Here is a 25,522-nt window from a genome sequence, read left to right on the forward strand (position 1 = left end):
TTTACCAATCAGGGCACGTGCAAGTTGAACCAGGAGGATTACGGGTACAGCAGTTATCTAACGCCAATCCGCGGAGGTCTTGCGGTATGTCGATTTTTTGCCACGCATACGACCATTGTGTTACTTCGCCGCATGCGTTGAAATACCCGTATCTATATTGGCCATTGTAACATGTCGTACCATCGCTCAGCGGCACCCCCTGGACGCATTCGACCGTCCCCAAAGCAGCTTCACCCAAAAAGTTAGCAACTACCGTATGGCCTGTCTGTACGTTGCCAAATTTTAGCATGTGACCCAACATCTCAAGGCGGGTTCCATCACCCAAAATCAGTTCAGGATTGCTGGTGCTCACTGTCATCCCGTCGACTACTACAGATTGGAGGTAACTGTTTGCGGGGCACGCACCAGTAACGTCGAATATGATGTCGCCCCCTTGTGGCACTTGTGTACTTCCCGCGGGCAGAATTGACGCAGTTGGGCCGTTCGCCGAGGCTTGGAACGTTACAGTTTTAGGAGAAGTGCTGCCATAGTGATAATTGAAATCAGTAACCTTTACAATTCCTTCACGTCCGTCATTACCAAAAGAACGCTGGAAGCTCTCTTTAAGCGTGGAAACTAAGCGCCCCGCTTCGTCGTAACGGAATTCAGAGAAAAGGTTGTTGTTGCCAAGAATGAACGAAACGTTTCGCATGTCATCGTACACATAACTTGACATCACCGCGTCAGACGGGTGGATGCGAAAATCATCGAAGACGGTCTGAGGTCCTGACTGAACAGGCAGCGCTTCGCACCACACTTCAAGGTTTGTGTGCCCCGAACCAACGGAGATATCTGCCTCTAGGAGATACCAATCCCCTGCCTGGCCACTTACCTTCACCTTTGCGTTGAGCTCCGTTGCCGAATTATCAAACTTATATTTTATAACGGATGTCGATCTGTTGCACCAAACGCCAACATGGTACAGCTTTTTTTGCGGCGCAAATGAATAGCTGAATCCCTTGGCCTTTAAGCCACTCGCGTCTGCCTGAACACCCCATTTGCCCGTATGAGAGGTCGAAGTGCGCATAAGCCCACGCATCAGAACGTCACCACCGAATTTCTGACCATTATTGACGTCTTCTTCAGCGCCCGAAAAGGCGAACTCTTCATACTTGGCATTCGAGGCTTCTGCAAATACTTGGGAATGGTCTTTCGACATTTTAACCGCACCGAAACGCCCTTCCATATCCACTTCTTCAAGACCTGCTGAGAATACATCGGCCAATGTAAGCGCTCCTATGCGCTCCCATCCAGCTGGCGATGCACTATCGATGTTCCAGGCATTAAAAGGCGTTACTTGACTAACAGGATAAAGCCCATCAGCCTGCAAAGTTTGGTCATCGTTTCCTGTAAACACATACGCGGCATATTTTCGCCAGATGCCTGGATATGTTGTAGCGCTACTTCGATCTTGCCCAGGACCAATCACCCGAATTTCATCACTCCAGGTTTGGACCGACCCGGAAACTAGACCGAGTCGCGTCTCGTAGTTGACGGTATCTACTTTGTATACCCAAGTCTCCGAGCCCTGAGCGAGCATGTTTTTTCCACCGTATGTACCCAAGCCCATTTCACCAGTTATTCCGCCGTAGCTTTTATAAGCTGGAACAGTCTTTTGTAGGTACGCATTTCCAAAACCATCGCTGGTGACAACCTCGGTCACATTTCCTGAGTAGTAGTCAAATGCTCTGTTTATCGATTTCGTCGTGATGCCGGTTTTATAATTTATGGTTGTTGTCCCTGTTTGTAAAGAAGGGTACTTGATTTTTTGAGCGATCGATGCAACGATCTTATAGCGTGGATTTGCATCCGTGTTCGGCTGAATAATCGCCCTTGCATCCGCGAATGTCTCGGTTATGACACCTTGGTTTTTGAAAGTACCGAGCTTTCTTATAAAAGTAGTGTCAGAGAAGTTATCGTGCAGGTAATGATTAACAGTTTCATTGATTTTATTATTCTCGGCGTCATACAGGGTCGTTCGCTTCAAACTGCCCATGATGGAACTGAAGTCTCTGATTGAAGTCGTGTTCCGAGTTACTATATTTTCAACCAACACGTTACCAACTGGTGTCGGGGACCAGGAACCCGTCTGGCCCCCGTAGCTGGAGCCGGTCGCAAACTGACCTTGAAATGCGCCCGCCAGGCTAGGGTTTGATAGTATCGTTTCTGGCGAAAACACTTCAAATTCCATCCCAGTCCTGCCTGGCAGATCGGTAATGCCTTCCCGACGCTCAATCTGCTCCCTCATCGTCACCTTACCATACAAAACATTTGGCCCCGGAAGTTCGCGGGAGTTCGCGAACAGGAACCTGAACCTTTCGAAGACATCCATACGATAGCTATCTCTGTACAGATTAAACATTTCCTGTTGTTTTTGCTCGAGGCATTGATAGATTTGGGAGTTAGGGATTTTCCGCAAGGGCACTGCAAATCCAAGCGGCTCATACGTGGTCACTCCGTTCTGATACTCATAAATCGTCGACCGTGTACGACCTTCTTGAACAAGACTTATTTTCTTCACCCGTATACCGCCGCCGTAGGGTGAGAAAAAGTTTTTCGATATAATTTCTCCGCCGATAAACTGCCATTCCTTAAAGTTGATAAAACCATAACCTATGCACGTTGCGCTGTGATTCCCGTCCTCGGCGTTGTAGGGATAGGCCTCGTTGAAGCAAACGCCCTCCAGATCATCGCCACGCGGAAAACCATCAGTGACATCAAAATCAATTTCAAACGTATTAGCGTTCACTGCTTGTACCCCTCGTGTATTACTCGGATTGGTTACGTCATAGCGGTTGTTGAACTTCCATTGCATCACATAGGTTTGCTTTACCCCATTGCAATCGAAACGATTCTGAGTCGCCTGAGAGGGATTGGCAACCTCATAGCGGGCCGCAGTCACCGTACGCAGATGGATAGCGTCGCCTTGTTTAAGACCGTATTCCGCCAAGTCTTCGTACAAGTGAATTCGAGTGCGGCCATTCGGCAGTGCTTCTACGCTTTTAATTGGAATATTGGACAAGCTTTTTAAAGCATTTTTATACTTATCACTTTCATACTCAACACGCAGCTTAGATCCCAATGCTGTTGAGATTTCGGTTAGAGACCACGCGTCGACCTGCGTGGCCGAGGTAGTAGTCACCATTCGTTCTACGTTCTCAATTTCGTTTGGCGCCCAGTCAACTTTGTAGTTTCCCCATAGATCCTGATGGTTCTGCGAATACGGCGGATTTTTCGTTCGTGTGAGAATCGTCGTAATTGATTTCTCGGCCGGGAATGTACTATAGTTTAGGGGCGTTACACCGTAAGTGCCGCCGCTATAGACAACGCCATTCAAATAACAGAAATAGAACTTGTCGAGGTATTGAAACCGAAGAATATCGCCTTTTTTGATATTAAACCGCTCTGGGTAATCGATCGTCACAGTCCCTGCACCAACATAGTTCATCGTCCCACTCATCTGCTCCTCCTTGCCATATGTAAATTTGGTCGGCGGTAGTAGGGACACGCCGTTCCGGCCGTAAACGCGTATGGCTTTTAACGTAAGTTTTCCTTTTCTCTCGGCTGAAGCTGTGATACCTGAATCCCAAGCATCGGCCAGTGAATAGTAACTATTTTCAGTGTTTGGGCAGAGCGAATAGTCTGTTGTGAACACAATTTTCTTAATCGCCTTAGCCAGGAGAGCCTGGCTATTTCTTACATCAAGGCTATCAAGGACATTGCTACGGTTTACGGCATTGGTAACCGGATTTAAATTGCCCACATCGTCACACATTTCGTTTACTTTATCAGCGCCGCCACCCAAGTCCTTATTCAGCATGAGATAAATACGATCGAGCTTTAACGTGCTCACTGGATACTCCGTGGCCTGCGTATTTTCGTTGTAGCGTGGATCGTATCCGCCATCGTCTATCTCGCGGACGGTTGTTCCAGATCCTGTAATGACAATATCGTTGTTTTTCGGCACAACGCCCTTTCCGTCCGATCTAAAGCCTTTTACGAATAACGCCGTATGGGTTTGGGTACTGATGGAATTCAAGTAGTAAACATCCTTTTGACCCTTGGAAACGTTGTCAAAATTCTGGTCAATATCTTTATTAAAACCTGTTCCGGGATTTCTCCATTTGTATGAACCGCTCCACTTGCCATAGTTAAAAGTTACCCAGTAGCCGAAATCACCTTGATCGGCAAAACCGTTCGTATTCGTATCGACGTAGTCCGGCCCGGTGACAGCCGTTAGCAGCCAGGCGTAAGCATACTCCTCAGGGTTTTTGAAAAGGCTGAATTGGTGCTTGTTGGCGTCATCGATTTGGCCCGAGTATTGTTGCTCAAAGCGCGAATAGGCGGGCAGAGCGTAATGGTAGGAAACACCGCTCTCATTTGTAACCTTAAAACCACCTATTTTATCGTTCTGGTTTCTCACAAACCCTAACGCTTTACAGTCAACAAAACCCTTTTTAATTGCCGCGCTTGGAGGAACTGACAAAGGATTGCCTTGTTCGTCGCGCCACTTGTATCTGATGCTAGTGTTTGTAAACCATTCAATGTTTTTCGATCCTGGAAGAATGTTGGCCGCAGTGTCATACGCGTCGCTACCAGATTCGCCCGTTTGACGATTCGAATCAAAGGAGAATGAAAGCGGGTTTGACGAATTAGAGTTAATAGCGAATTGGTCCTGGCTTCGATCATGCTCATACCGGTTCGAAAAATCTCCGATGAAGCGGAAATGCGGCTTTTTGTTTACCGCTAAAGGATATGATTTGACCCGGACCGTCTCGCCGCTCTTCCGATTCTTCCGCAACAGTGCAGCTTTGTAATGGAACGGGCGCATTGTTCCTGCAAGGCCCTGGGCAACAACATTAAAGTTATCGTAATCAATAAAGGCACCAACCTGGCCTTCGTCGGGAACGCTTTCGGCTATCGACTTATTCGGGTCAGTCAAGTCATATACGTCATATGCCCTTGTGTTAAGTTCCGTAGAAGTTGGAAGGTTATCTGGGAAATACAGCGCTCCGCTACTCGCCACAGACTCCGTCTTGTCAATCCAATATCGCTGGTATGACCGTCCTAAACGGAGGCTTAATGACCCGGGGAGCGGAATATCGACGTCTATATCGGAGCCACTGGTGCTCACATTTCCTTTGTTGGTACTTGTTGCCCCGGCAGACACGCCTCCTGCACTAACGGAGACAGAAGACTGGCTCGTTGATATAGACGCGCCAAGCAAACTTCCTCCATAGCCTTGCTTACCTTCTTTGGGGGTATTGGAGTTAGCGGATATTCCGGCTGACATACTTCCACTGAGGTCACCGTTTTGATCCTGGCTGATGGTCGCGCTCAGTCCAATCATGGTCCCACCGCCAACAACTTTACCAATTCCGAGGGTCACTCCCGTGCTGGAAAATCTATCGCCATAGGGCGATACACCCTGCGTATGATGGATCGATTTGCTTAATTTCGAGGTGTAGTCATTAGACTGTTTTATCGCATAACGGCCGCCATAATAGTGTCCGACACCACGCCCCCTATAAGTATCGTCAGAAAAAATAAGACCCGCGCTGACGCCGACACCTGACGCTGACGAAACCGATACGCCAACCGTCACTGTAGTCGTCGACCCTCCCTGCCAAAATTCGCGCGTTGAGGTAGACACGTTATTAGCATCATCGGCAAAACCGCTGACCGAACGGTTGATGGCCCCCGGATTGAGCGAAAAACCAAGACCAACGAAGGTGGCGTCCTCATCCGGCATTATTCCCGCATGATAGGCAAGGGCTAGCGGATAGCCACCCGCCGGCCCAGGCACATCGATCAGCGGCAGTGTATAGGTGAAATCGCCTGTGTTCAGGCTTACCAAGTCCGTTGTATCGACAGGCTCAAAACTAGTAGCCTCCGGAGCGGTCGGCCCGGACGTTAATGCCCAAGAAACACTTGGTGCGATGATATTGACAAACAACTCGATTAAACAAAATACCGAGAATGCTCGCAATACAGCGGAGTTTCTAAAAAGAGTCATAAAATATGGTCGCGGAAGGCCGCTTTAATTACACGATTGATAGACCGTAGTTGTCCGAATCAAATGGAGGAGAATAACCTACACTTTCAATACATCCTGTGCTAGACACCAAAATCTATCGTAGGCGCTTCCTCCAACGCTGTTCTATTAAACCGAAAGTTTTGGTTACCAACACCGAGCCCAAAGTCACCTATGTTAAACTGAATCCAGTCTCCAGTTCCGTTACGCGGGCGCTCAAATACAAATATTAGGGTCGTGGCCTCTCCCATGCCATGCGTTCTATCCAAAGCGAAATCCGCTACCTTAATAGTATCTGCAAGTGGAGTTGTCAGGGCAACAAACTGGTCCATGTTAAAAGAAAGCGTCTGTACAAGCTCGCTGTATTTACCAGGTTCGCTATTAGCATACAACGCCTCCCCATTCTCACTGGATAATCTTAAAATAAAATAATAGTATTCAGAATATTTGCTCCGCAATGAATCAATCGCTGAAGGTGTTAACGGCTCACCATACAACTCTTCTTCAACCAAAAAATCCGTGGGCTTAAATTGAACCTCTATATTCATGGCACCGATATGAGTTGAGGCCAACAATCCATTATCCGAGTTTGAAATATACTCCTGGATTGACTCCTTCGTTGCCGGAACGCCAGAGCACGACACCAGCAGGCATAGTCCTGCGAATGCAAATATCTTAAAACCCATGATCGGAAAGAGGGCCTGGTTCATCTGTTTATTGTACCTGAGTACTCTTTATTTATACCGTCCAGAACCTCGCCTGTAATGTCCTTGCTATCGTCGGCATACGCTATATTAGCCGATTCATTAGCGGCAAAAATGATCTGATAATTATGCTCCGCACCGTAACGCTTTAAATATGCATTAACTTGGGAAATGACGTCAGCCGTCATTTTGCTATCTTCTTCCTGAGCCTTGGAATTTAATACTTCCTGATACTGTGACAGTTGATTCTGCTTTGTCTGGATGAGTTCACGAGTCAGTTCACGTTCCGTGGATGTCATGGAACGAGATTCTTTCTCGTAGGACAAAATACTTTTTTGGACATTTGAATTAAGACTATCAATATTCGCTTTCCAGGTAACGGTTTTCTGCTGAAATACGGTGCGGGCGTCGATCATGCCCCGATAACCGTTAAGCAATTTGACTGAATCGATATATACGATCTCATCAGCAGTTGTCCGAGAGAAAATCAGATATAGGGTAACACTGAAATTTAAAAGACAAAAAATTACCAGAATACGCTGCAACATACTCAACTCAGGGGCTTTAAATAGATTAACAATAAAACAAAAACGACGCCTTAAAATACGGAAATATCACTTCAATCGTGCGTTCAACCAAATATATAGACAGACGGTTGTAAAAAGAAGTCCCCTACTACATTTATTTTTTGTTACTTCTTCATCCCTGTCAAATCTCTTCGAGGCCTCCTGAATAGATATTCTAACCCAAACCTCTCTGACACCTTGCTGACCTTGTTTATTTCATTAGTATAGCCCACACGATATTTTGCCTGCGCTACAAATGCAATTCGGCGCGCAATGTTAATTCGCTTCCCTAAACCAAAATAACTACCATAGACACGATTCGGAGCAGTTTCTACACCAGGCTTGATCAAAGGACTTGTTGCCAGCACGCGTAGCGCTTCGAATTCTCCCTGCAAAAAGGCGCCTTTGCCGATATTTCCTTCGACATAGACGCGTCCCCCGAAGACATCGAGGTCCCGAATCCAACCTGTTAACTGGTCACTATGCCAACACGGTAAACTGCACCGAATCCAGCGGTGAATCTCCTGTTAAGCTGATAACCAATTTGCACGGATGCGTCCACGATTAGGAATTCACGTTTATTAAGTTGCCACATAATGCCTGGTGTAAGACGTTGACCAAACTTCCGGCTCGACAACTCTGGCGATACGCTAAATAGATCTCCCTTTAGTTTTTTGAAGAATGATAGTTTGTTGTTCACCATTGATAGCTGTGTCTCCACAGGTTTCAATGGACTGAAGTGCTCGTTTATCTGTGAATTGACTATGGCCTTGGCCTTCCGTGTGATCTCTTCCCTGTTCAATTTTTCATCACGATAACGTTGCAGCAATGCTTGATAGCTGGCCTGCTGGGACGAAACCTTCTCGAATTCTTGATTCACCGCTTTGACCGGCTCCGATTTTAGCGCCTGGTTTTCGACCTCATGAACAATTCTCGCTGAATCCAGGCTGCGGGGATCGATAAGAATATCCTTATGCTCATCAATTATGTTGGCTTGGCTTGAAATCTTGTCAATGCTGGATTCAATCGAGGGCGGGTCAGGAATGTCAACTTTGGGAATGCCTTCTGGCAGGGGCGCATTGTGTAGCTCGTTCACTGTTAAAGGAGGTATGTCTAAACCGTCGCGGTTAGGAATATTGAGCGGGGCCGTACATTGTCAAGACTTGGAATTGCGAGTGGTTGCAACCGCTCGGATACCCTTTCTATTGAATCTACATCAACCTTGCCAGCCCATTTCTCCTTGAGGTTTCCGACCCTCTCTTGCAAGCTATCCAACGGACTTTTTGCAATTCTTTCCAGCGAATCAAGCGTGTTTCTTTCTTTCCTGATTCGATCCTGGACAACATTCTCGGTACTCGTCGCAGAACCGCCCAAGGAGTCCAGGCCCTTACGCAAACCACTCTGTACCTTTTGGCCTTTTTTGATCACGGCATTACCTGTGGACGACTCACCAAGAATCGAAGCGGGAATTGAGTCTGCAACTCTTGGATGAGTTATAGAGCGAGCGATGGAATCGCCGACATGCTTAGTCGCTTTTAACTTGCTTACGTTTTGGGCATTGAGGGAAATTGCCGGCAGCAGAACCAGGCATGCAATCGTTAACCGCCGGCAAAGCATACCGCGGCATTTATTATAGCAGGCATATTCAAAATCAAACGCCAGCAAGCGAAAGACCAAAGCATAGATAGTGTTTTCGAGTGACTCGAATATAGCGGAAATTCCGGAGGTGCCAGCGCGTGGCATAAACTATAATTGTCTAATCCGTCGTCAAAAGTTTCTCTTTTAACTGGTGGCGATCTTGCATCTTCCAGAATTTGAAATACTCAAGGCAAAAACGGAAGACTAGTTTTATTCTCAGTCTAGCTACATCTCTGCGACCATCCGGAGGAGCGTTTTGGAAGTTCTAACAGGTAGGGACGTGAAAACAAAATGGTACATTTTGATATAAACGAAACGGTACATTTTTTAGGCGTCGAGGCCATCTTCATAAGTTATAAAATGTGGCCGATTCGTTACCAGATTACCTAGGTAGCGTTGACAGGCACTGTCGTATATGCATCCCTAATTCATCCCTATCGGTGGAAAATTGAACGCTCGCCCCCTCAAATTTCAATTTAAGCGGTATTTGATTAATGAAATTTAGACCATTTTGTACCGTTTCGTTTTCCCAGCCTGCGGATTACTTATCGGGCAAAATATGCGGTTCTTGATCCTGTAGAGGACGATTTTGAATCCTCCTGATCGCATAGGAAAATGTACCGTTTTGTTTTCACCCGCGTATAACGCATTCGAAATAGACAACCTTCGTAAGTCGGAGGAGTTTTCCTTAGACAAGCTTCGTAACACGACGTGGACCGGCACCATGCAAAATACGACGGAGCCTGTGACCCTTGAATTTGACAATGGCCCCAGAGCGGATATCTCGTCTAATATTGGTATATTCTTCGATCCGCTTAACTGTGTCATATACGGGAACGGAGTTTTGTTAACCGAAGACCTCAGTAACGATCCGGTCGTTTACAATGTCTTTCAGGATAAGTTATTGATTGGAACTGGATACCAGAACAAAACGACGTCCTTCACAGCCAAAAAAGATGAGTGACATGTCGCACGTTTACCTATGATAAGGCTCATTCTCTTCGCCTCAGTCAATTCACACCAAATCAGTCATAAGTCGGCAATTGAATAAATATGCAGGCTTAGGTTTTACGGCGTTCAGTTAACAGAATGATATTTTCTTTGGAACGCTAATAGTAGAGCAGAAATTGAAGACTACAAAAGAGGCCCTAAGGGAGGTAGCCAAGTAGTCATTTTCGAAGTGGAGCGCCCGCTTTAAATCCGATTGTACGCTAAATATCTGCACCATAAGCTTATATTTGAGATACTTACAGCACTGCCAGTCTTATTGAAAACTGGTGAGTATGAAGCAGGCCTCGATATAAGTGTATTGAATATCAGAAGGTTGCAGGAGTAGTTCTACTCCCGTCCGGTCCGCATCCAGAATAAAAAAGCACTGAGAGATCAGTGCTTTTTTTGCTTTTTGCCACTCCTCAGAACTAATGCAGGTTCGATTCCTAGCCGGCCTACACAGAAGAAGGCAATTCGGAAGGATTGCCTTTTTTTAATACATTTCCATCGTGGCGCAGTTGCTAACTCGTCGGGCTCATATCCGCCGAATAGGATTTAATAGTTACATTCAGATGTATTAACCATGCCAGAAAAAGGAATACGTAGCACCTATTCTCAATCACCCTTTCAAATACTAATGTATGATGATCAGGGGATGCTTTCTACCGGTACGGGCTTCTTTTATGAGCTTAGGGACGAACTGTTTTTAATTACAAATTGGCATAACTTTTCCGGACGGCATTTTTTGACAAAAGATCCACTGAGTCCACAAAAACGTTTTCCGCTCTTTATACAAACGAAGCTATCGACATATATCGACAAAGAACGGCGGCAGTTTACAGCCATCGCACATAGAATTGAAATATATACAAACTATTCTCCATGCTGGTATGAGCATCCTGAGATGGGAAGCGATTGCGATGTTGTTGCACTACCAATTAAACGACCAGGAGACTGCGCCGATAACATGCATAATGCGGCAAATAAAATTGCGAGAATAAAAATACCTGTTTTACCTGGTAACTCGGTCTTTGTTATAGGATTTCCGAAATCAATTAGCGTGGGGTTTGGCCTACCGCTCTGGAAATCTGGCTATATAGCATCTGAGCCACACTATGATATTACAATTGGAGGAAGTATCTCCCCTGTTGGCGGTTTGCAGAACGGCCGAAACATTCCTGCTTTTTTTATAGACACGCAAACAAGAGAGGGAATGTCAGGTTCTCCCGTTTTTGCTTCCTATATTGGAAGTTGGGACAGTTCCAATCCGTATACTGGTATTAACCCTGATGCACCCGACTTTTGGGATCGTGACGACGTCATATTGGGAGATAATAGAATGGAATTTATTGGTTGCTATAGTGGGCGGATCGGGGCAACAGAGGAAGGGGCCGCACTAGGATTATGTTGGAGAGAAGATGTAATTGTAAAAATATGTGAGTCAAAAAAAGTTGCAAAGCATCCCCATATTTTCTGAATATGTCGCTATGCTTGGACTGAAAGCTTAGGAAATAATTGCCCTAATAATATCACCCAGTGGTCAGCAAGCACTGGATGGTGTCCGTCATTAACGAACACTCCATATTTACGGGCTCAATTTAAGTGCGAAATTTCGCGTAATCATTAGATATTTCCACTGCGGATACCAACCAAGAGAAAAAAGGCTCGAAATTTTCTTATACCAGTGTGGATTTTTCGACTCTTATTTTAGATATACCACACTCAAAAAGGCTAAAAACCTTTACTGTGGAAATCGTTAACTAGCTAGCTTCATTGAAACCGTAACACAACGCTGATTTGCTCAATAGTAACCGTTAATGATATCACGATGCCAAACCTAACCCAAGTTTATTACCTCAAAGAGAAATACCACTGTCTTTCCGAATCCGATAAAGATGTACATAGCTTCCTGTCTCAAACGGGCGCGCGTGATTCGATAAAAAAAGCAATCAACTTGCAGCGAATGAGCCCTCGAGTGATAAATGAAGCAAAGGCCTTTTCACTTCTCGAAAGCTTTAACCCATCCGCTCCGGAAATCATTAGATACTTCGAGGAGGGTAAGCAAGAACAGGTCATTCTATTGTTTATCGATATTACCGCGTTCTCGACAACCATCGCAGGTTGGTCAACTGAAAAAATTAAAGTTTTCCTTGACGACTACTACAAAGACATCATTCCGCTCATTTACGCCCATGGCGGTCAGATCGAAAAATTGATGGGCGACGGAATTATTTGTGTTTTTGGCAAACCATTTCTAGATGTGCCTTATCCGAACCATGTAGCAAGGGCAGAGCGCTGCGCCGAATCCGTCATTAAGAAGTTCCGAGGCACTTCACAAAATGTAAAAGTGGCCATCCACGAAGGACCGGTGGCGTACTATAAAGTACCTGGCGAACACTACCAAGAATATACCATGATCGGTCCAACGATTACGCAGTTATACCGGCTGGAGAGCGTATCACAAGGAGATTCCATCAACTACTTCTCATGGTCATCTTATGATGTTATCACTTGGATATTCAACGGATTTGACCCTAAAAATGTGGCCATAGAAACGGTCACCCTTCCTAAACTACAGGGTGTTGACTATAATACTATGAAAGTTTTAAAATTTCTCGACTAGGATATTTACAGTTATGAAAACGATTTTAACCCAAATCAATAGTGACGTAAGAGATATTTTCGACCGAAAGATTGAAACATCGGATACCTATAGCGTTCCTTCCAGAGACGATCCAGGGCTTACGTTCACCGTCGGTGAGGATAAGAAAGGGAAGATTCTCAAGACATGCGTGCTTATGGCCGACATGCGAAACTCAACAAAAATATCCAAGCAGCTCAGCGGAGATAAAAAACGTTTGGGAAAGATCTATTCCGCGTTCATTCATGCCATGGCACTGGCAGCTGACGAATTCGGGTACGTCCGTAATATCATTGGCGACCGAGTCATGGTAGTTTTTGAACCTAAGGATTGTCACATCAATGCATTGAAGTGTGCGATACTAATGAACACCGTTGTCACAAAGATACTAGCCGAGCGCGTCGCAATGCCCGAATTCAAAGTCGGCATAGGTATAGATTATGGTGAAATGCTGGTGCTAAAAACCGGGCTACAGAAGAGACACGAAGAAAGGTCGGAGTATAAAAACCTTGTTTGGGTGGGTGATGCCGCTAACATTGCGTCTAAGCTTACCGACGCAGCCACCAAAGAGTTTACAGTCGAACGATACCGAGTGAAGAGTGAGAAGCGACGGTACGGCCTAGTAAGAATCTCGCCATTCCGCGCCCGCCCGCTAGCTGATGCACTGTTTCCGACAGAAGAGATTCTCACAAAGGAACAAGTAATGGAAGCTCTTTCGATAAACTTTGAAGGGACGGGATTTGGTCTTTTGACAAGAAAGATAACTAAAATAGAAAAATTACCTGACTCCCATGAAACCCTACCAAACATATTAATGACAGAAAGAGTATATGACGTATTAGCAAAAGATCATCCAGAAATGATATTCAGAAATGCTTCGTCTAAAATACATTTGTGGAACTCAAAATATAATCGGATAACTCATCCAATTAAGGACGTTGATGTAAAAGTGTATGGAGCAAGTTTGCGTTATGATATTGACAAAATAATACAATAATGGAAGATCGTTTAAAATATATATTCGCGAACGTGAATGAATGGCTTCGCTTCGCCGAGGCTAAGAACGGAGTGCTAGTAGCCTTCAATGGAGCGGCCATCTGGGGGACTTTTCAAAGTTTCGGAGCCATTTGTGAACTTCATCCCAATGCCCACGTGGGATTATGGATTTTTATTTGTGCCAGCACCATTGCGATAATCATTTCGTTGTTTTCGTTTATGCCGGCGCTTTCATTGCCCAAGAAAGAGCAACCTCCTCAAGCTCCTGACAAGGTCAACGAGTATAGTCTAGTATATTTCCATCACATCGGCCAGTTTAACCACATTGACTACCTCAAGAATGTTTACTGCCGAACGGCCGCAAAACAGCCTGAAATATTTCCGGATTTTGAGCTCGATCTAGCACACCAAATAGTTCTAAATTCTCGGACGGCCTGGAGAAAATATAAATATTTTGAGATTTCCCTTTGCGTAACGTTGATAGGAATGATTTTCCCTGTCCCCATTTTGATATTCCGTGCATTTAGCAAATGGAACGAGCAATGAATGTGGTCGATTGATACGATTTTTAGAGAGGTGGTGTCACAGAATTATATCGAAACATCGTCTATGGCAAATAAAATCAAATGCATTCAGATCCAGAAGCCTGGAAACACACGCTATCAACATGAGAAGTGCTACGCCAAAGGAACCGGCAATTGTTCAACAAAAATCTCAGGAGAACATGTCATTTCACATGTAATTCTTCGCAGTCTTGAGAAAAACGGAAAGGTAAAGATCATTGGCTTGCCTTGGCAAAAGAAGGGCCATTTTGGCCTGCTGCCGACGAACACATTAAAGTCGAATATCCTGTGTTCAACTCACAATAGTATTCTGTCGGAGTTCGACTCCGAGATGGGTAGATTTTTTAAGACGCTCATTGACAACGACCAAAATCTAATTTCAGCAAAACCAGAGAGCAATATCGCCCACTTCTGCGGTTACGATTTGGAACGATGGATGCTCAAAGTACTTTGTGGCTTTATTGCATCGAATCAAATTGCAAATTTCTCGGGTACAGTAAAAGATCTCTATGTTGACATTCTATTCAATAATATGCCATTTCCTCACAACTGGGGCTTATACATTAGTCCATTACCATTAACTCAAATAGATCATTCGTTTGGTTTCATGCCTCTCATGGAGAATGGCGATGTTTTGGGAGTGGAGTTTCTCTTAAATAATGTTCGGTTTTATCTTCTCTTAGGAACACCTGGTGGTCCAAGCTTTGGGATGTATCATCCTGCTGGAATCGAATCAGCTAACAACGGATTTAAACGGAGAATAGAAATTTATTGGCCAAACGACAGCCAGGAGAACTTACAAGGCATATATCTACATAGTACTGGCAAGACTTCAAAGGGTCCTCCGCGAGAATGGCCGGACGAATGGAAGCAATAATTATTGCTAAAAAACAATGACGCCTACGCAAATACATTCTTCCGGATGGATCTACCGAGCTTGGTCTCCGGTAAATCAAGGCTGCTGCAGTCGAAGTTGTATCCATTGTCTTTAAGGCAATTTTTTAGTTCTTTTCCCGGCAGCCATTGTGTTAAATTATGCGTAAAAAGAGCATCGATCAATTTATTCATTCTTTCTGGCAGTTGCGTGTTCGCGAAACGCTCTCTATCTCTTGCGACCTTCTCCTCAAAACTTTCCAACGCGACATCAGGAGAACTAACATTTCTCAATTTAGATCCCGAAACATCTTTGAAATATGTTTTATAGTACGCCTTCTGAATTATCGATCGGTTGTCCTTTAGAAAAGATTGATATTGTTTCTCGCCAAAAACAACCCCGTTCCGATTACTCCAGCATTCCAAAAGTTCATTTTTCAGGTAAAGATTCTCGACCTCCCAGGCATTGAGGCAAAACCGTCGCTTGTTCTTTGGATCTGGGTTAAATATTTCGGTATCGATGTTGGCGAGTTCAGAGGTCAGGTTCGCGAGCTCAACTTTTCCCTCAAAATATTTCCCCATCAGAACTTTAAACCACACATCGCCATCCTGAATTCCGACGGAACACATACCGGTTGTCTTCAAAATATCCTCAAATGTTTCGGTGAAAGAATCGCTATCATTTACATTTCCAGAGGTACCAATAGGAATAATGTTTGGCTGTTCGTCCTTAGGAAAAAATTTCGCAAAAAAATCCCGATGATCCCGTCCATTCGCCAAGTGATTTTCGATAAATATATTAAGTCGTCTTGAGAGCATCAGAGGAGAGAACGAGACTCCGTTTCGATTGAGTGCCCGGATGAGCTCAATATCATCATTAGAGCTGCTAATTTCGCGATCGTTATCGATCGTGATAATATTTAAATCAATCGCACTCAATATGGCCAATTTTTCAATCAAGACTGTCGAATGCGTAGCGACAAGTATAATGGAGTTGTTATGCGCTGAAGATATTCTTGAAATTTCGTCTACGAGCACCTGAATCATATCATCGTGCATATGTACATCTGGCTCATCGAAGCATAAAATATCAAAACGGCCCAGGCTCGCGGCATTTAATGCAAAGATGAAATTAAAAAGTGTCGACTCCCCCGTACTTAATGCCTCCGACTGAATCCTGTTGTCACGATCCCAAAGGACCAATGAAACTAGGCCAGAAGTAGTGATCTCTGACAAGTTGATCTTTATCCGTTTGTCGGCATTTCCAAGGAATCGTTCGAAGGTGTCGTTGATGGATGATTCGAGTTTTTCGATCTGTTCTTTAAATCCTTGACTGGAATAGAATTCTTTTAGTGCATTCCCTATATAAAGAGTAACGCTTTCAATCGACGTCTGCATCATTTGATGGGCGCCATTGTTTGAATCGTTTGAAAAAAGGCGAGTACTTGCGGGATAACCCGACATTTCGAATTTGGGCGCTTGGACATTCGAAGATATCAGCCGAAAGACCGCATCTACCGAGCGGCATAGCAAATTTATATGTCCGAGATAATAGCTTTCGTCATTGAGCAGGTTTTTTGCCACATTATCATTTGGCACATCCTTCAAAGACATACTAATATTTCCATCCCGGCCGTCTATTGAAAATTGAACAAGTTCAATCACCCCAAATCTATCAACAATCTTATTGAGTCCTTCTTCCGCGATCAGTTTATACTTCTCTTGGAAGTAGGAGGATTCAATTCGCGGCTTTAAGTCACCAAGGTTGCTGGCAGCCATTTGAATAAGCTTCAATATATTACTCTTGCCGGAGCCATTTCGTCCGACGAGAAGATTGATACCCTCTTTAAAAGCAAGCGGCTGATTGTTCCTGAGCCGAAGCCCAGCATACCCCTCCAGTTTATTAATTACCAATTCCATATTTGTCGTCTTGAGATCAGGAAAAATACCTTCTTGAATCATGAAGATAATATCATACAACAATGTTGGAAATTTTTTACAGCGATTTAGTTAGCCGTATTTACTTTGCATTCGGGTTATGATGTAGCCTATTTGCGGTATCAAGGCCTCGGAACAACGTATCGCCATCGGCTATAAAACGGTGCGCAAATACTTTATACGGCGGTTTTAAGGTCGTCCGGACGGCGCTTCATAGTTCATCCAACACGGCCTGCTTCCCGTCGAATGTACGCGACCATAGTCCCGATCCCATCCATATCCATTGAATATCGTCGGCCATGGTCTCTACGAAGGGCGTATCATTGCCTTTTGAAAACTCTTCAAACAGGTGCTGCATTGAGTTTCTTATTGGCGGCGGTATCCATTTTTTGCGCTTTTTTCGCAGACCAAGGTCTACCTTTTTACTTTCTGACAAGCACGTTATCACGACAAAACATGGGCGGATTTATGATAATTCTTACTCCCCCGTATATTTGCCCCTTTCCGCCTCACGATTCACCGTCCATGAAGCCTTTCGTCAATCTATTCGACTTCCGTCAGAAAATAAACTACAAAACAGAAGTCTTGTCCGGCCTGACCGTTGCCATGACGATGATACCTGAATCGCTTTCGTTTGCCATCCTGGCGGGTCTGTCGCCGTTAACCGGATTGTACGCAGCGTTTTTAATGGGGCTGGTCACAGCCGTTTTAGGTGGACGCCCCGGGATGGTATCGGGTGGTGCCGGCGCGACGGTCGTAACCCTGATCGCGCTGGTGCCGGCGCATGGTGTGGAATATGTATTTGCCGCGGTCGCGCTGGCCGGTGTGTTGCAGATCACGGTGGGGATATGCCGGCTTGGAAAATTTATTCGGTTAGTGCCGCAGCCCGTGATGTATGGGTTCGTGAATGGATTGGCGGTGATCATCTTTATGGCGCAGATCGAGCAATTCAAAATCACGTCCGCAAGCGGAACCACCTGGCTTACCGGCACGGCCCTTTGGACGATGCTGGGCCTGGTCGCGCTGACCATACTGATCGTGATCTATTTTCCGAAAATCACCAAAGCCGTGCCGGCTTCGCTGGTGGCGATCGTCGTTGTTTCCTTGATCGTCCTGGGACTGGGGATCGATACGAAGACCGTGCAAGACATCGCCCGCATCAGCGGTGGCTTCCCACCCTTCCACATACCGACTGTGCCCTTCACGTTAGCCACCCTGCAAATCATTTTCCCCTATGCGCTGGTCATGGCCGGTGTAGGATTGATCGAGAGCTTGCTGACACTGAACGTGGTGGACGAAATCACGGGCACTAAAGGCAGGGGCAACAAAGAAGCAGTAGCCCAGGGAACGGCAAACATAGTAAACGGATTTTTTACCGGCATGGGTGGTTGTGCGATGATAGCGCAGTCGTTCGTCAATCTTTCCGCAGGGTCGAGGGCACGCCTGTCGGGTATAATCGCCGCGGTCACCATTCTGCTGATCATTCTGTTTGGCGCACCGATTATCGAACGAGTGCCCATGGCCGCGTTAGTCGGCGTGATGATCATGGTGGCCATCGGTACATTTGAATGGATCAGCTTACGGATTGTCAACAAAATGCCGAAACACGACATCGTTGTGGGCGTGCTGGTGGCGCTTATTACGATCTGGCTACACAACCTGGCATTGGCCGTGTTGATCGGCGTCATCGTGGCAGCGCTGGTGTTTGCCTGGGAGAGCGCGAAACGCATCCGCGCCAGAAAGTATACCGACAGCGACGGCGTGAAACATTATGAGATTTTCGGACCGCTATTCTTCGGTTCGGTGAGTACATTCCTGGAGAAATTTGATATTCAAAATGATCCCAACGAAGTCGTGGTGGATTTTAAGGAAAGCAGGGTGGCCGATATGAGCGCCATCGAAGCGTTGAATAAGTTGACAGAGCGTTATCACAAGGCGGGCAAAACGTTGCGCTTGCGTCACTTAAGCGAAGACTGCCGAACGTTGTTGAAAAATGCAGCGTCGGTCATCGATGTGAATGTGATCGAAGATCCGGAATATAGGGTTGCGGCTGATTAAAATGATTTAAAATATGGGAGCGTTTAATACACTGGCAATTACCGCAAAATGTTCGCGTTGCAGCAATACATACCCCGCCAATCTGCAATTCAAAGCTGGAGAAGTTTGGCAGCACAGGTACAACATTCATGACGTTATACTCGATGCACCTGGAAAGAACTCCATCGGCCGAAAGAAAATAATGGCTTACGGAATAGTCGAAGACACTAAATGCCCAAGTTGCGGAAACGACAATCCGCCAGACTATGACATCCTGATAGATCACTGTGTCATCAAGGGCTATGAACCGATTCCCGATCTATCCAAGTACTTTGACGAAAACGATACTGATTATTACGTTATCGAAGATGACGAAGATAAATAGCATAAAAGCCATCGCCTCTTACCGCTGATCATAAACCGGATCCTTCCCCTCATATTTTAAATACCGGAACGATGCTTTGTTTGACGTCTCCTGTCCCGACGACGTCGCGTACATGCCGAACACGCACCCAATAAAACCTCCGGCAACCTGTGTGCTCAAAAAAGTACCGTCGACATTGTCTTTCAGCACACTCCATTTTCCGGGGCTGAGCGCGTAACGAAAACTATAGCGCTCACCTTCGGCACTGATGCGAAGCAGCACGGCGCCTGAAGGAACATTGACCTGGGCCAGCAACTCCATCGCACTCCCTTCTGCCGGGCTTTTGTAAAGCTGAACGACGTTCTTCCCATCGGCAACCGACTTACACAGGTAGTAGAAATGCCGCTCGTCCTGAAAGATCACCAACCCTGCCTTTTCGTGATCTGATTTCGCTGTAAACGTCAGCGCCGTTTCGGCACTGCCATACAGATGTTGCTGGCGCTTTCCGATAAACGAGGGGTTGCCCGTCTCCATACATGTTTCCGGTTTCAGCGTTACGGTGAGACCGTTGGCTTTCGTCAGGTTAAAGGAGGTGCTGTCCACTGTTCGCAAGAACAACAGCGACGGGTCGAGTTGACTTTCGAACGTGACAGTATACTGGAAGTTTCCACTCTGTGGACGTGCGTCTGCCTGTTTCGTCTCACCGTAGGCGACGGGATAACGGTATTGCAACTCCGGGTGGACAGGATCAACCACCGGCCAGTCGTCTATCCACTCCACGGGTGCAATAAAGGTCTCCCGCCCTGTATTGTAAAAGTTATCGCGATAGGGCCTTACGGCCAGAAATATGGCATAGGTTTTTCCATCGGGTGCTTCCACAAATTGTGCGTGGCCCGCCGACGTAATGGGATCCTTGCGATCGGCCGGTAAGTGGCGTTGCGTGAGTATCGGATTTCGCTCATAGGGTTGATACGGCCCCCAGACGTCTCTGCTTCGCAAGACTACCTCGGAATGGTTAACCGACGTGCCGCCTTCTGCGGCGTATAGGTAATACCAATCGTTTCGTTTGAGTATGTGCGGAGCTTCGATCCAAACGGGCTTTTTGGAAATATCCACACCACCATTCACCAGCATTTTCTCTTCGCCGACAACCTTGCGATGAACCGGGTCGAATTCATACATGCGGATTGTCCGATGGCCGGAATACAAGGGTTTATAGTCGGGAGCATCACTGTTGTACAGAATGTACGCCTTCGCATCATCAAAATAAAGAGAAGGATCAATTCCTTTCACTTCCGGAAGAAACGTTGGATCACTCCACGGTCCCGCGGGATCTTTTGCCGTCACAACAAAATTGCCGCCCGTGTCGATGAGGGTACAAACAACATAGTATAGCCCATCGTGGTAACTGATCGACGGAGCAAATAAACCTCTCGTCATGCGGTGGCCCATAAAATTCATTTGGGACGGCCTGCTAATGACGTTGCCGATCTGCTTCCAGTTCTTCAAATCCTTACTATGAAAAACCGGAAGTCCCGGAAAATAGGAAAAGGTAGAATTCGTCAAATAATAATCGGTCCCCACTTTTATCACACTGGGGTCCGGGTAAAATCCTGCCAGGATCGGGTTTATCAGCGTTGTCGGCTGGCTGTGGGCATAAAAAGATTGCAGCCCGCTAAAAATAATGGCAAAAACAAGAATCCTCTTCATATGTTCATTCATTACGGTATTCCCATCGCGGGAGTATGCGTGGCCTGACTTCGCAGCCGCATCACCGCAACAGACTGGTATGATCAAATATATTCCTAAACAGACGCCGCACCGTTACACGCTTGTTACAGAAATTTTTCCGTATGTAACATAAAGTTATGAAATTGGTTATCAGATCATTAAATTCATAAGAACAGTACGGTGATGTTCCGCGGGCGATGTATAACGTAACGGTTGGAGCGCGGCCAGTCACCGTCTGAAAAACTATCGAGAACATTGTTAACGTATAGTCAAATGTCCCCTGCCACCGTAACGATCGTGAAACGCCAGTGCCCCATTTTAATACTCTTCGTGTTTACATTTCTCCAGGGCTATGCACAGCCCGGAAAGTTATTTACGGTGGACGCTGAGCTCTCGAGCAGCATGGTGCACGATATTTATCAGGATCACCACCAGGTCATCTGGATGGCGACAGACAACGGGTTAAATCGCTATGACGGATCAAAATTCACCGTGTACAGAAGCAACCGGAATGACAGCACCTCGTTGCTGCACGATTTCGTCAGGTCGGTGCTGGAAGACCGGAAAGGCAGACTTTTTATAGGGCTGGTCAACGGCCTGCAGGTCTATGACCATGCATTTGACAGATTTCAGCCTATACCTTTGCTGCTGTTAAACGGCAATCCGTTTCCGGCGCACATCACATCCTTTATAGAGCGGAAAAATGGCGACATTCTTATCGGGACGACCGGTCATGGGATTTTTGCACTCCGGGCGCATGGCGGAAAATTGGTCGCGCAACAACTGGCGAACCCGATGCCGAGTTATCTGATCAAGACGCTCTATGAAGACACGCATCAAAATTTATGGATCTGCACACAAGATAAAGGTCTATTCCGGGTCGATGCACGCAACCAGCTCACGCAACCCGACATTGCCGGAGACAATGGAAATATATTTACGCTATGCGAAGACGCGCACGGAAACCTGTACGCAGGAAGCGGCACCACGGGGCTCTACACGTACGACAAAAAAACCAACACGTTCACCCCCACCCTGGCAACCGCATCACGATTACCGATCACAAAGCTAACGCTGACGCGTGCCGGCAGAATTCTGATCGGTACGGAAGGACGGGGCCTCAAAGTGTTTGACCCCGAAAAACAGGAACTCTCGAACGGCGATTTCACCGTCAGCACCATCGACCTTTCACGAACTAAAATTCACGCGTTGTGCGAGGACGCTGCCGGCAATCTGTGGATCGGAGTATTTCAAAAGGGCATCGCGTTGTTGCCCTCCAGGACAAAACGTTTTCAATACTATGGCCACCGCTCCATTCAGAATGATGTGATCGGTTCCGCGAACATCACGGCGCTACACAGAGACCGGCTGGGCATGCTGTGGGTGGGTACAGACGGCGACGGTGTGTATGGCCTGGACAGCCTCGGAAACCGAAAAGTACACTATAAACCTTCCGGCGAGGTCGGAAGTGTACCGGCGACGATCCTGGACATCTACGAAGATTCCGACCAAAACCTTTGGCTGGGATCGTACGACAATGGCTTGTGTATCGTAAACCGTGCCACGGGGCGGTGCCGGTATATCAACCAGCTGCTCACACGCGGCGACGGCCAGTTGCCCAAAGTATTTGAGATGGCCGAAGATGATGAAAAACATCTTTGGATTGCAACGATGGGGCTGGGGCTTTATTCGCTCGACTTAAAAACATCCGAAGTACGGCAGTATAGAGCGGTAGGAGCCCGGTATCGCCCCGATCTCGATGTGTTGCACAATGACTGGATCAATTCGGTTTTTGTGAGCAAGAAAGACAAGCGCGTATACATCGGCACGGCCGACGGACTGGGATGTCTTGACCTAAAAACAGGAAAGTTCAACTCGGCTTTTCATGGCGCAAGCCAGATACTTCCCGGCGTGATTGTACACACCGTGTATGAGGCCGCGGAGGGCACACTTTGGCTGGGAACCTCGGAGGGCCTCATCTCCTATCGCACAACGGATGGTCAGTTGATGAAACTGACGATGGACGATGGCTTGCCCAGCAACGTGGTTTCTGCCGTGCTGCATGACACACAGGACCACCTTTGGATCGGCACCAACTACGGACTATCGCGGGTGCATACAAAAACGCACAGCATCGTTAATTACTACCAGGACGACGGCTTACAAGGCAATGAATTTTCGGGCGCGGCGTATGCCGACGCGCACGCGTTGCTCTTCGGCGGAATCAACGGCATCACGCTTTTTAATCCGACGCAACTAACGGACGAGACGAAGAAACTGGAAGTGCGCGTGACCGGCTTCTACATTCACAACCAGGCCGTGAAAAAAGGAATGAAGTCCGGGACACGCGACATTGTAGACGCGGCGGTGATGGATGCCAGCGTGTTTGAGCTTTCGCAGAAAGACAATTCTTTCACCATTGAATTTTCCGTCATGGAATTCAACAATCCAAACCGCATCGCGTACATGTATTCCTTGCAGGGAAGCCCTGAGTGGATCGAGCTCCCGCCAGGAAAAAACACCGTTACGTTCAGTGATATGTCGCCGGGTACCTACGCGTTTCGGGTGCGGGCAAAAGACTACGGCACGTATTCGGAAGTGAAGGTCATTTCCATTATCGTCCACCCCTTCTGGTATTTCTCGTTTTGGGCAAAACTGTTATACGGATTTCTGGCGTTGGCGATTGCCTGTGTTATCGCCCACCAGATCAGGCAGCGTAAAGAGACGAAGCGTAAGATTCAAGAACATATCCACGCCAAACAGCTCAACGAAGCAAAGCTCCAGTTCTTTATTAACATAGCCCACGAGCTTCGTACGCCCATGACACTGATCCTCAGTCCGCTGAAGAAACTCATCACCAAAGACAAAGATCGTGACCGTCAACGTTCGTACGCTGCTATGGAGAGAAATTCGGATCGCATTCTGCGTCTTGTAAATCAGTTGATGGATGTTCAACGCGTTGACCGCGGTCAGATGGTGCTGACCTTCCAGGAAACAGAAATGGTGGCGTTTATCGCAGAGCTATGCCGCGCATTCGATGAACAGACACGGATGAAGGAGATTGACCTCTCCTTTACACATCATGCCAAAAGTCTTACCGCATGGGTCGATCCTTTTAATTTTGACAAAGTGATCCTGAACATTCTGGCCAATGCCCTCAAGTTCACGCCCATCGGCGGAAAGATCCATGTTACGTTGAGCACGTGTACAGAAGAACGCGCAGCTACCGGACCCCAGGAATATCTGCAGGTTGACATCGCCGACACGGGAAGCGGGATCAGAGAAGGAGAGCTGGAGAAGGTATTCGAATGCTTTTATCAGGCACGCGACAGTCACCACAGCGTTAGCTCAGGCGCCGGGATCGGCCTTCATTTGACGCGTTCCATTGTAGCGCTGCACCACGGCAGGATCTGGGCTGAAAATAATCAAAACGGCCAGGGGTGTCGATTTGTTTTCCGCGTGCCGTTGGGAAGGGCGCATTTGAATGACGGCGAGATCAAGCTCCAGGAGACGGGACAAAAACCGATGCATGCATGCGAGACGCATGCGATTTCAGTCGTGGATGCTCCAGCGGTAAAAGTGAAGTCAAAAAGTACCTATCGGGTTCTGGTGGTGGACGATGATGCCGATATCCGGCACTACATACAAACAGAAATGGCCGGCGACTACCACATGGCAACGTGCAAGAATGGAAAAGAAGCACTGTCTTATGTATTGCTACAGGCACCGGATGTCGTCATTTCCGACATCAAGATGCCTGAAATGGATGGCATCACGCTCTGCCAAAAGATCAAGCAAAATGTAAACATCAATCACATTCCCGTCATTCTGCTCACCGCCAAAATGGAAGAAGAATATACGATCGAAGGATTGGGAATCGGGGCGGATGCATACATCCAGAAACCGTTCAATGTGGAAATTCTTCGAAAGACCGTCCAGAATGTCATCCGTACCCGCGAAATCCTGCGCAACAAATTCACCGGAAATCAGCATCAGAAAGATAAGGTACAGGATATCGTCTTGGCTTCCGCGAATGAGAAGTTGCTGACGCGCATCATGGACGCGATCAACAAGAATATATCCAACCCGGAACTGAACGTAGCGATGTTATCGCGGGAAGTAGGCATCAGCCGGGTACATTTGCACCGCAAGCTCAAAGAATTGACAAGCCAGACTACGCGGGACCTGATTCGGAACCTTCGTCTTCAGCAAGCCGCCAGATTGCTTTCGGAAAAACAGATGAACATTACCGAGGTTGCTTTTTCGACGGGCTTTGTCAACATCGGACATTTCTCGAATTCGTTCAAGGATTTCTATGGTGTGCCGCCTTCGCAGTACATGGAAAATCACCTCCATGCAGCCAAAGAGAAAAAGCTTGCGGACCGAAGCGTTCCCACGTAAAAAGTAA

Annotated in this window: 17 protein-coding genes; 9 read left to right on the top strand and 8 right to left on the bottom strand. The window is 46.6% G+C overall.

Translation table 11 applies throughout. The features are described from left to right. Position 1 precedes the first annotated feature (1 nt). The 5 genes from K7P01_RS08115 to K7P01_RS08135 all read right to left on the bottom strand — a co-directional run bounded on the left by K7P01_RS08115 (position 2) and on the right by K7P01_RS08135 (position 9,086). Positions 2–6,055, bottom strand: coding sequence for a hypothetical protein (locus K7P01_RS08115; protein ID WP_267291675.1), 6,054 nt, complete (start codon positions 6,053–6,055; stop codon positions 2–4). 101 nt (positions 6,056–6,156) lie between these two features. Continuing rightward, complete coding sequence (locus tag K7P01_RS08120) at positions 6,157–6,783, bottom strand: hypothetical protein (RefSeq protein WP_267291677.1); 627 nt, start codon at positions 6,781–6,783, stop codon at positions 6,157–6,159. Continuing rightward, positions 6,780–7,325, bottom strand: coding sequence for an OmpH family outer membrane protein (locus tag K7P01_RS08125; RefSeq protein WP_267291679.1), 546 nt, complete (start codon positions 7,323–7,325; stop codon positions 6,780–6,782). Before K7P01_RS08125 ends, K7P01_RS08120 begins: the two co-directional genes overlap by 4 nt. Positions 7,326–7,812: 487 nt before the next feature. Next, the gene (locus K7P01_RS08130; RefSeq protein ID WP_267291681.1) at positions 7,813–8,439 is read right to left on the bottom strand and encodes a hypothetical protein; all 627 of its coding nucleotides are present in this window, start codon (positions 8,437–8,439) and stop codon (positions 7,813–7,815) included. Between the two features lie 17 nt (positions 8,440–8,456). Continuing rightward, a complete protein-coding gene (locus tag K7P01_RS08135) occupies positions 8,457–9,086 on the bottom strand; it encodes a hypothetical protein (protein WP_267291683.1) in 630 nt (209 codons plus the stop codon). Positions 9,087–9,606: 520 nt separating this feature from the next. On the opposite strand from K7P01_RS08135, the gene K7P01_RS08140 reads away from it, so the two are divergent. The 6 genes from K7P01_RS08140 (at position 9,607) to K7P01_RS08165 (ending at position 15,048) form a co-directional block, all read left to right on the top strand. After that, positions 9,607–9,945, top strand: a complete 339-nt coding sequence (locus K7P01_RS08140; protein WP_267291685.1) for a hypothetical protein — start codon at positions 9,607–9,609, stop codon at positions 9,943–9,945. 609 nt (positions 9,946–10,554) lie between these two features. Then, a complete protein-coding gene (locus tag K7P01_RS08145) occupies positions 10,555–11,448 on the top strand; it encodes a serine protease (protein WP_267291687.1) in 894 nt (297 codons plus the stop codon). A gap of 351 nt (positions 11,449–11,799) precedes the next feature. Continuing rightward, positions 11,800–12,594 (top strand): adenylate/guanylate cyclase domain-containing protein, encoded by a 795-nt coding sequence (locus K7P01_RS08150; protein WP_267291689.1) that lies wholly within the window; start codon positions 11,800–11,802, stop codon positions 12,592–12,594. 13 nt (positions 12,595–12,607) lie between these two features. Next, a complete protein-coding gene (locus K7P01_RS08155) occupies positions 12,608–13,609 on the top strand; it encodes an adenylate/guanylate cyclase domain-containing protein (RefSeq protein ID WP_267291691.1) in 1,002 nt (333 codons plus the stop codon). After that, positions 13,609–14,154 (top strand): Pycsar system effector family protein, encoded by a 546-nt coding sequence (locus K7P01_RS08160; protein ID WP_267291693.1) that lies wholly within the window; start codon positions 13,609–13,611, stop codon positions 14,152–14,154. The genes K7P01_RS08155 and K7P01_RS08160 overlap by 1 nt, the downstream gene beginning before the upstream one ends. A gap of 63 nt (positions 14,155–14,217) precedes the next feature. Next, positions 14,218–15,048, top strand: a complete 831-nt coding sequence (locus K7P01_RS08165) for a hypothetical protein (RefSeq protein ID WP_267291695.1) — start codon at positions 14,218–14,220, stop codon at positions 15,046–15,048. A gap of 23 nt (positions 15,049–15,071) precedes the next feature. Here K7P01_RS08165 and K7P01_RS08170 read toward each other — a convergent pair whose 3' ends face one another. Beyond that, a complete protein-coding gene (locus tag K7P01_RS08170; protein ID WP_267291697.1) occupies positions 15,072–16,964 on the bottom strand; it encodes an ATP-binding protein in 1,893 nt (630 codons plus the stop codon). Between the two features lie 229 nt (positions 16,965–17,193). After that, positions 17,194–17,340 carry a nuclear transport factor 2-like protein gene (locus K7P01_RS08175; protein ID WP_267291699.1) on the bottom strand — a complete coding sequence of 49 codons (147 nt, stop codon included), beginning with the start codon at positions 17,338–17,340 and terminating at the stop codon, positions 17,194–17,196. Positions 17,341–17,507: 167 nt separating this feature from the next. On the opposite strand from K7P01_RS08175, the gene K7P01_RS08180 reads away from it, so the two are divergent. Both K7P01_RS08180 and K7P01_RS08185 read left to right on the top strand, forming a co-directional pair. Continuing rightward, positions 17,508–19,040 carry a SulP family inorganic anion transporter gene (locus K7P01_RS08180; protein WP_267291701.1) on the top strand — a complete coding sequence of 511 codons (1,533 nt, stop codon included), beginning with the start codon at positions 17,508–17,510 and terminating at the stop codon, positions 19,038–19,040. Between the two features lie 13 nt (positions 19,041–19,053). Continuing rightward, positions 19,054–19,404, top strand: a complete 351-nt coding sequence (locus tag K7P01_RS08185) for a hypothetical protein (protein ID WP_267291703.1) — start codon at positions 19,054–19,056, stop codon at positions 19,402–19,404. 18 nt (positions 19,405–19,422) lie between these two features. Here the strand turns inward: K7P01_RS08185 and K7P01_RS08190 are convergent, their stop codons facing one another. Next, positions 19,423–21,093, bottom strand: coding sequence for a glycoside hydrolase family 43 protein (locus K7P01_RS08190; RefSeq protein ID WP_267291705.1), 1,671 nt, complete (start codon positions 21,091–21,093; stop codon positions 19,423–19,425). A gap of 294 nt (positions 21,094–21,387) precedes the next feature. Between K7P01_RS08190 and K7P01_RS08195 the strand changes: the two genes are divergently transcribed. Then, on the top strand, positions 21,388–25,515 hold the full coding sequence (locus tag K7P01_RS08195; protein WP_267291707.1) for a hybrid sensor histidine kinase/response regulator transcription factor: 4,128 nt from the start codon (positions 21,388–21,390) through the stop codon (positions 25,513–25,515). Positions 25,516–25,522 lie beyond the last annotated feature (7 nt).

Origin of the sequence: Parachryseolinea silvisoli, from assembly GCF_021190955.1 — a bacterium.
GTDB lineage: Bacteria > Bacteroidota > Bacteroidia > Cytophagales > Cyclobacteriaceae > Ohtaekwangia > Ohtaekwangia silvisoli.

Bases quoted from the DNA above. Each gene is read 5' to 3' on its own strand.
- K7P01_RS08115 (WP_267291675.1), bottom strand. From the start codon at position 6,055: ATGACTCTTTTTAGAAACTCCGCTGTATTGCGAGCATTCTCGGTATTT.
- K7P01_RS08120 (WP_267291677.1), bottom strand. From the start codon at position 6,783: ATGAACCAGGCCCTCTTTCCGATCATGGGTTTTAAGATATTTGCATTC.
- K7P01_RS08125 (WP_267291679.1), bottom strand. From the start codon at position 7,325: ATGTTGCAGCGTATTCTGGTAATTTTTTGTCTTTTAAATTTCAGTGTT.
- K7P01_RS08135 (WP_267291683.1), bottom strand. From the start codon at position 9,086: ATGCCACGCGCTGGCACCTCCGGAATTTCCGCTATATTCGAGTCACTC.
- K7P01_RS08145 (WP_267291687.1), top strand. From the start codon at position 10,555: ATGCCAGAAAAAGGAATACGTAGCACCTATTCTCAATCACCCTTTCAA.
- K7P01_RS08150 (WP_267291689.1), top strand. From the start codon at position 11,800: ATGCCAAACCTAACCCAAGTTTATTACCTCAAAGAGAAATACCACTGT.
- K7P01_RS08155 (WP_267291691.1), top strand. From the start codon at position 12,608: ATGAAAACGATTTTAACCCAAATCAATAGTGACGTAAGAGATATTTTC.
- K7P01_RS08160 (WP_267291693.1), top strand. From the start codon at position 13,609: ATGGAAGATCGTTTAAAATATATATTCGCGAACGTGAATGAATGGCTT.
- K7P01_RS08165 (WP_267291695.1), top strand. From the start codon at position 14,218: ATGGCAAATAAAATCAAATGCATTCAGATCCAGAAGCCTGGAAACACA.
- K7P01_RS08170 (WP_267291697.1), bottom strand. From the start codon at position 16,964: ATGGAATTGGTAATTAATAAACTGGAGGGGTATGCTGGGCTTCGGCTC.
- K7P01_RS08175 (WP_267291699.1), bottom strand. From the start codon at position 17,340: ATGCAGCACCTGTTTGAAGAGTTTTCAAAAGGCAATGATACGCCCTTC.
- K7P01_RS08180 (WP_267291701.1), top strand. From the start codon at position 17,508: ATGAAGCCTTTCGTCAATCTATTCGACTTCCGTCAGAAAATAAACTAC.
- K7P01_RS08185 (WP_267291703.1), top strand. From the start codon at position 19,054: ATGGGAGCGTTTAATACACTGGCAATTACCGCAAAATGTTCGCGTTGC.
- K7P01_RS08190 (WP_267291705.1), bottom strand. From the start codon at position 21,093: ATGAAGAGGATTCTTGTTTTTGCCATTATTTTTAGCGGGCTGCAATCT.
- K7P01_RS08195 (WP_267291707.1), top strand. From the start codon at position 21,388: ATGTCCCCTGCCACCGTAACGATCGTGAAACGCCAGTGCCCCATTTTA.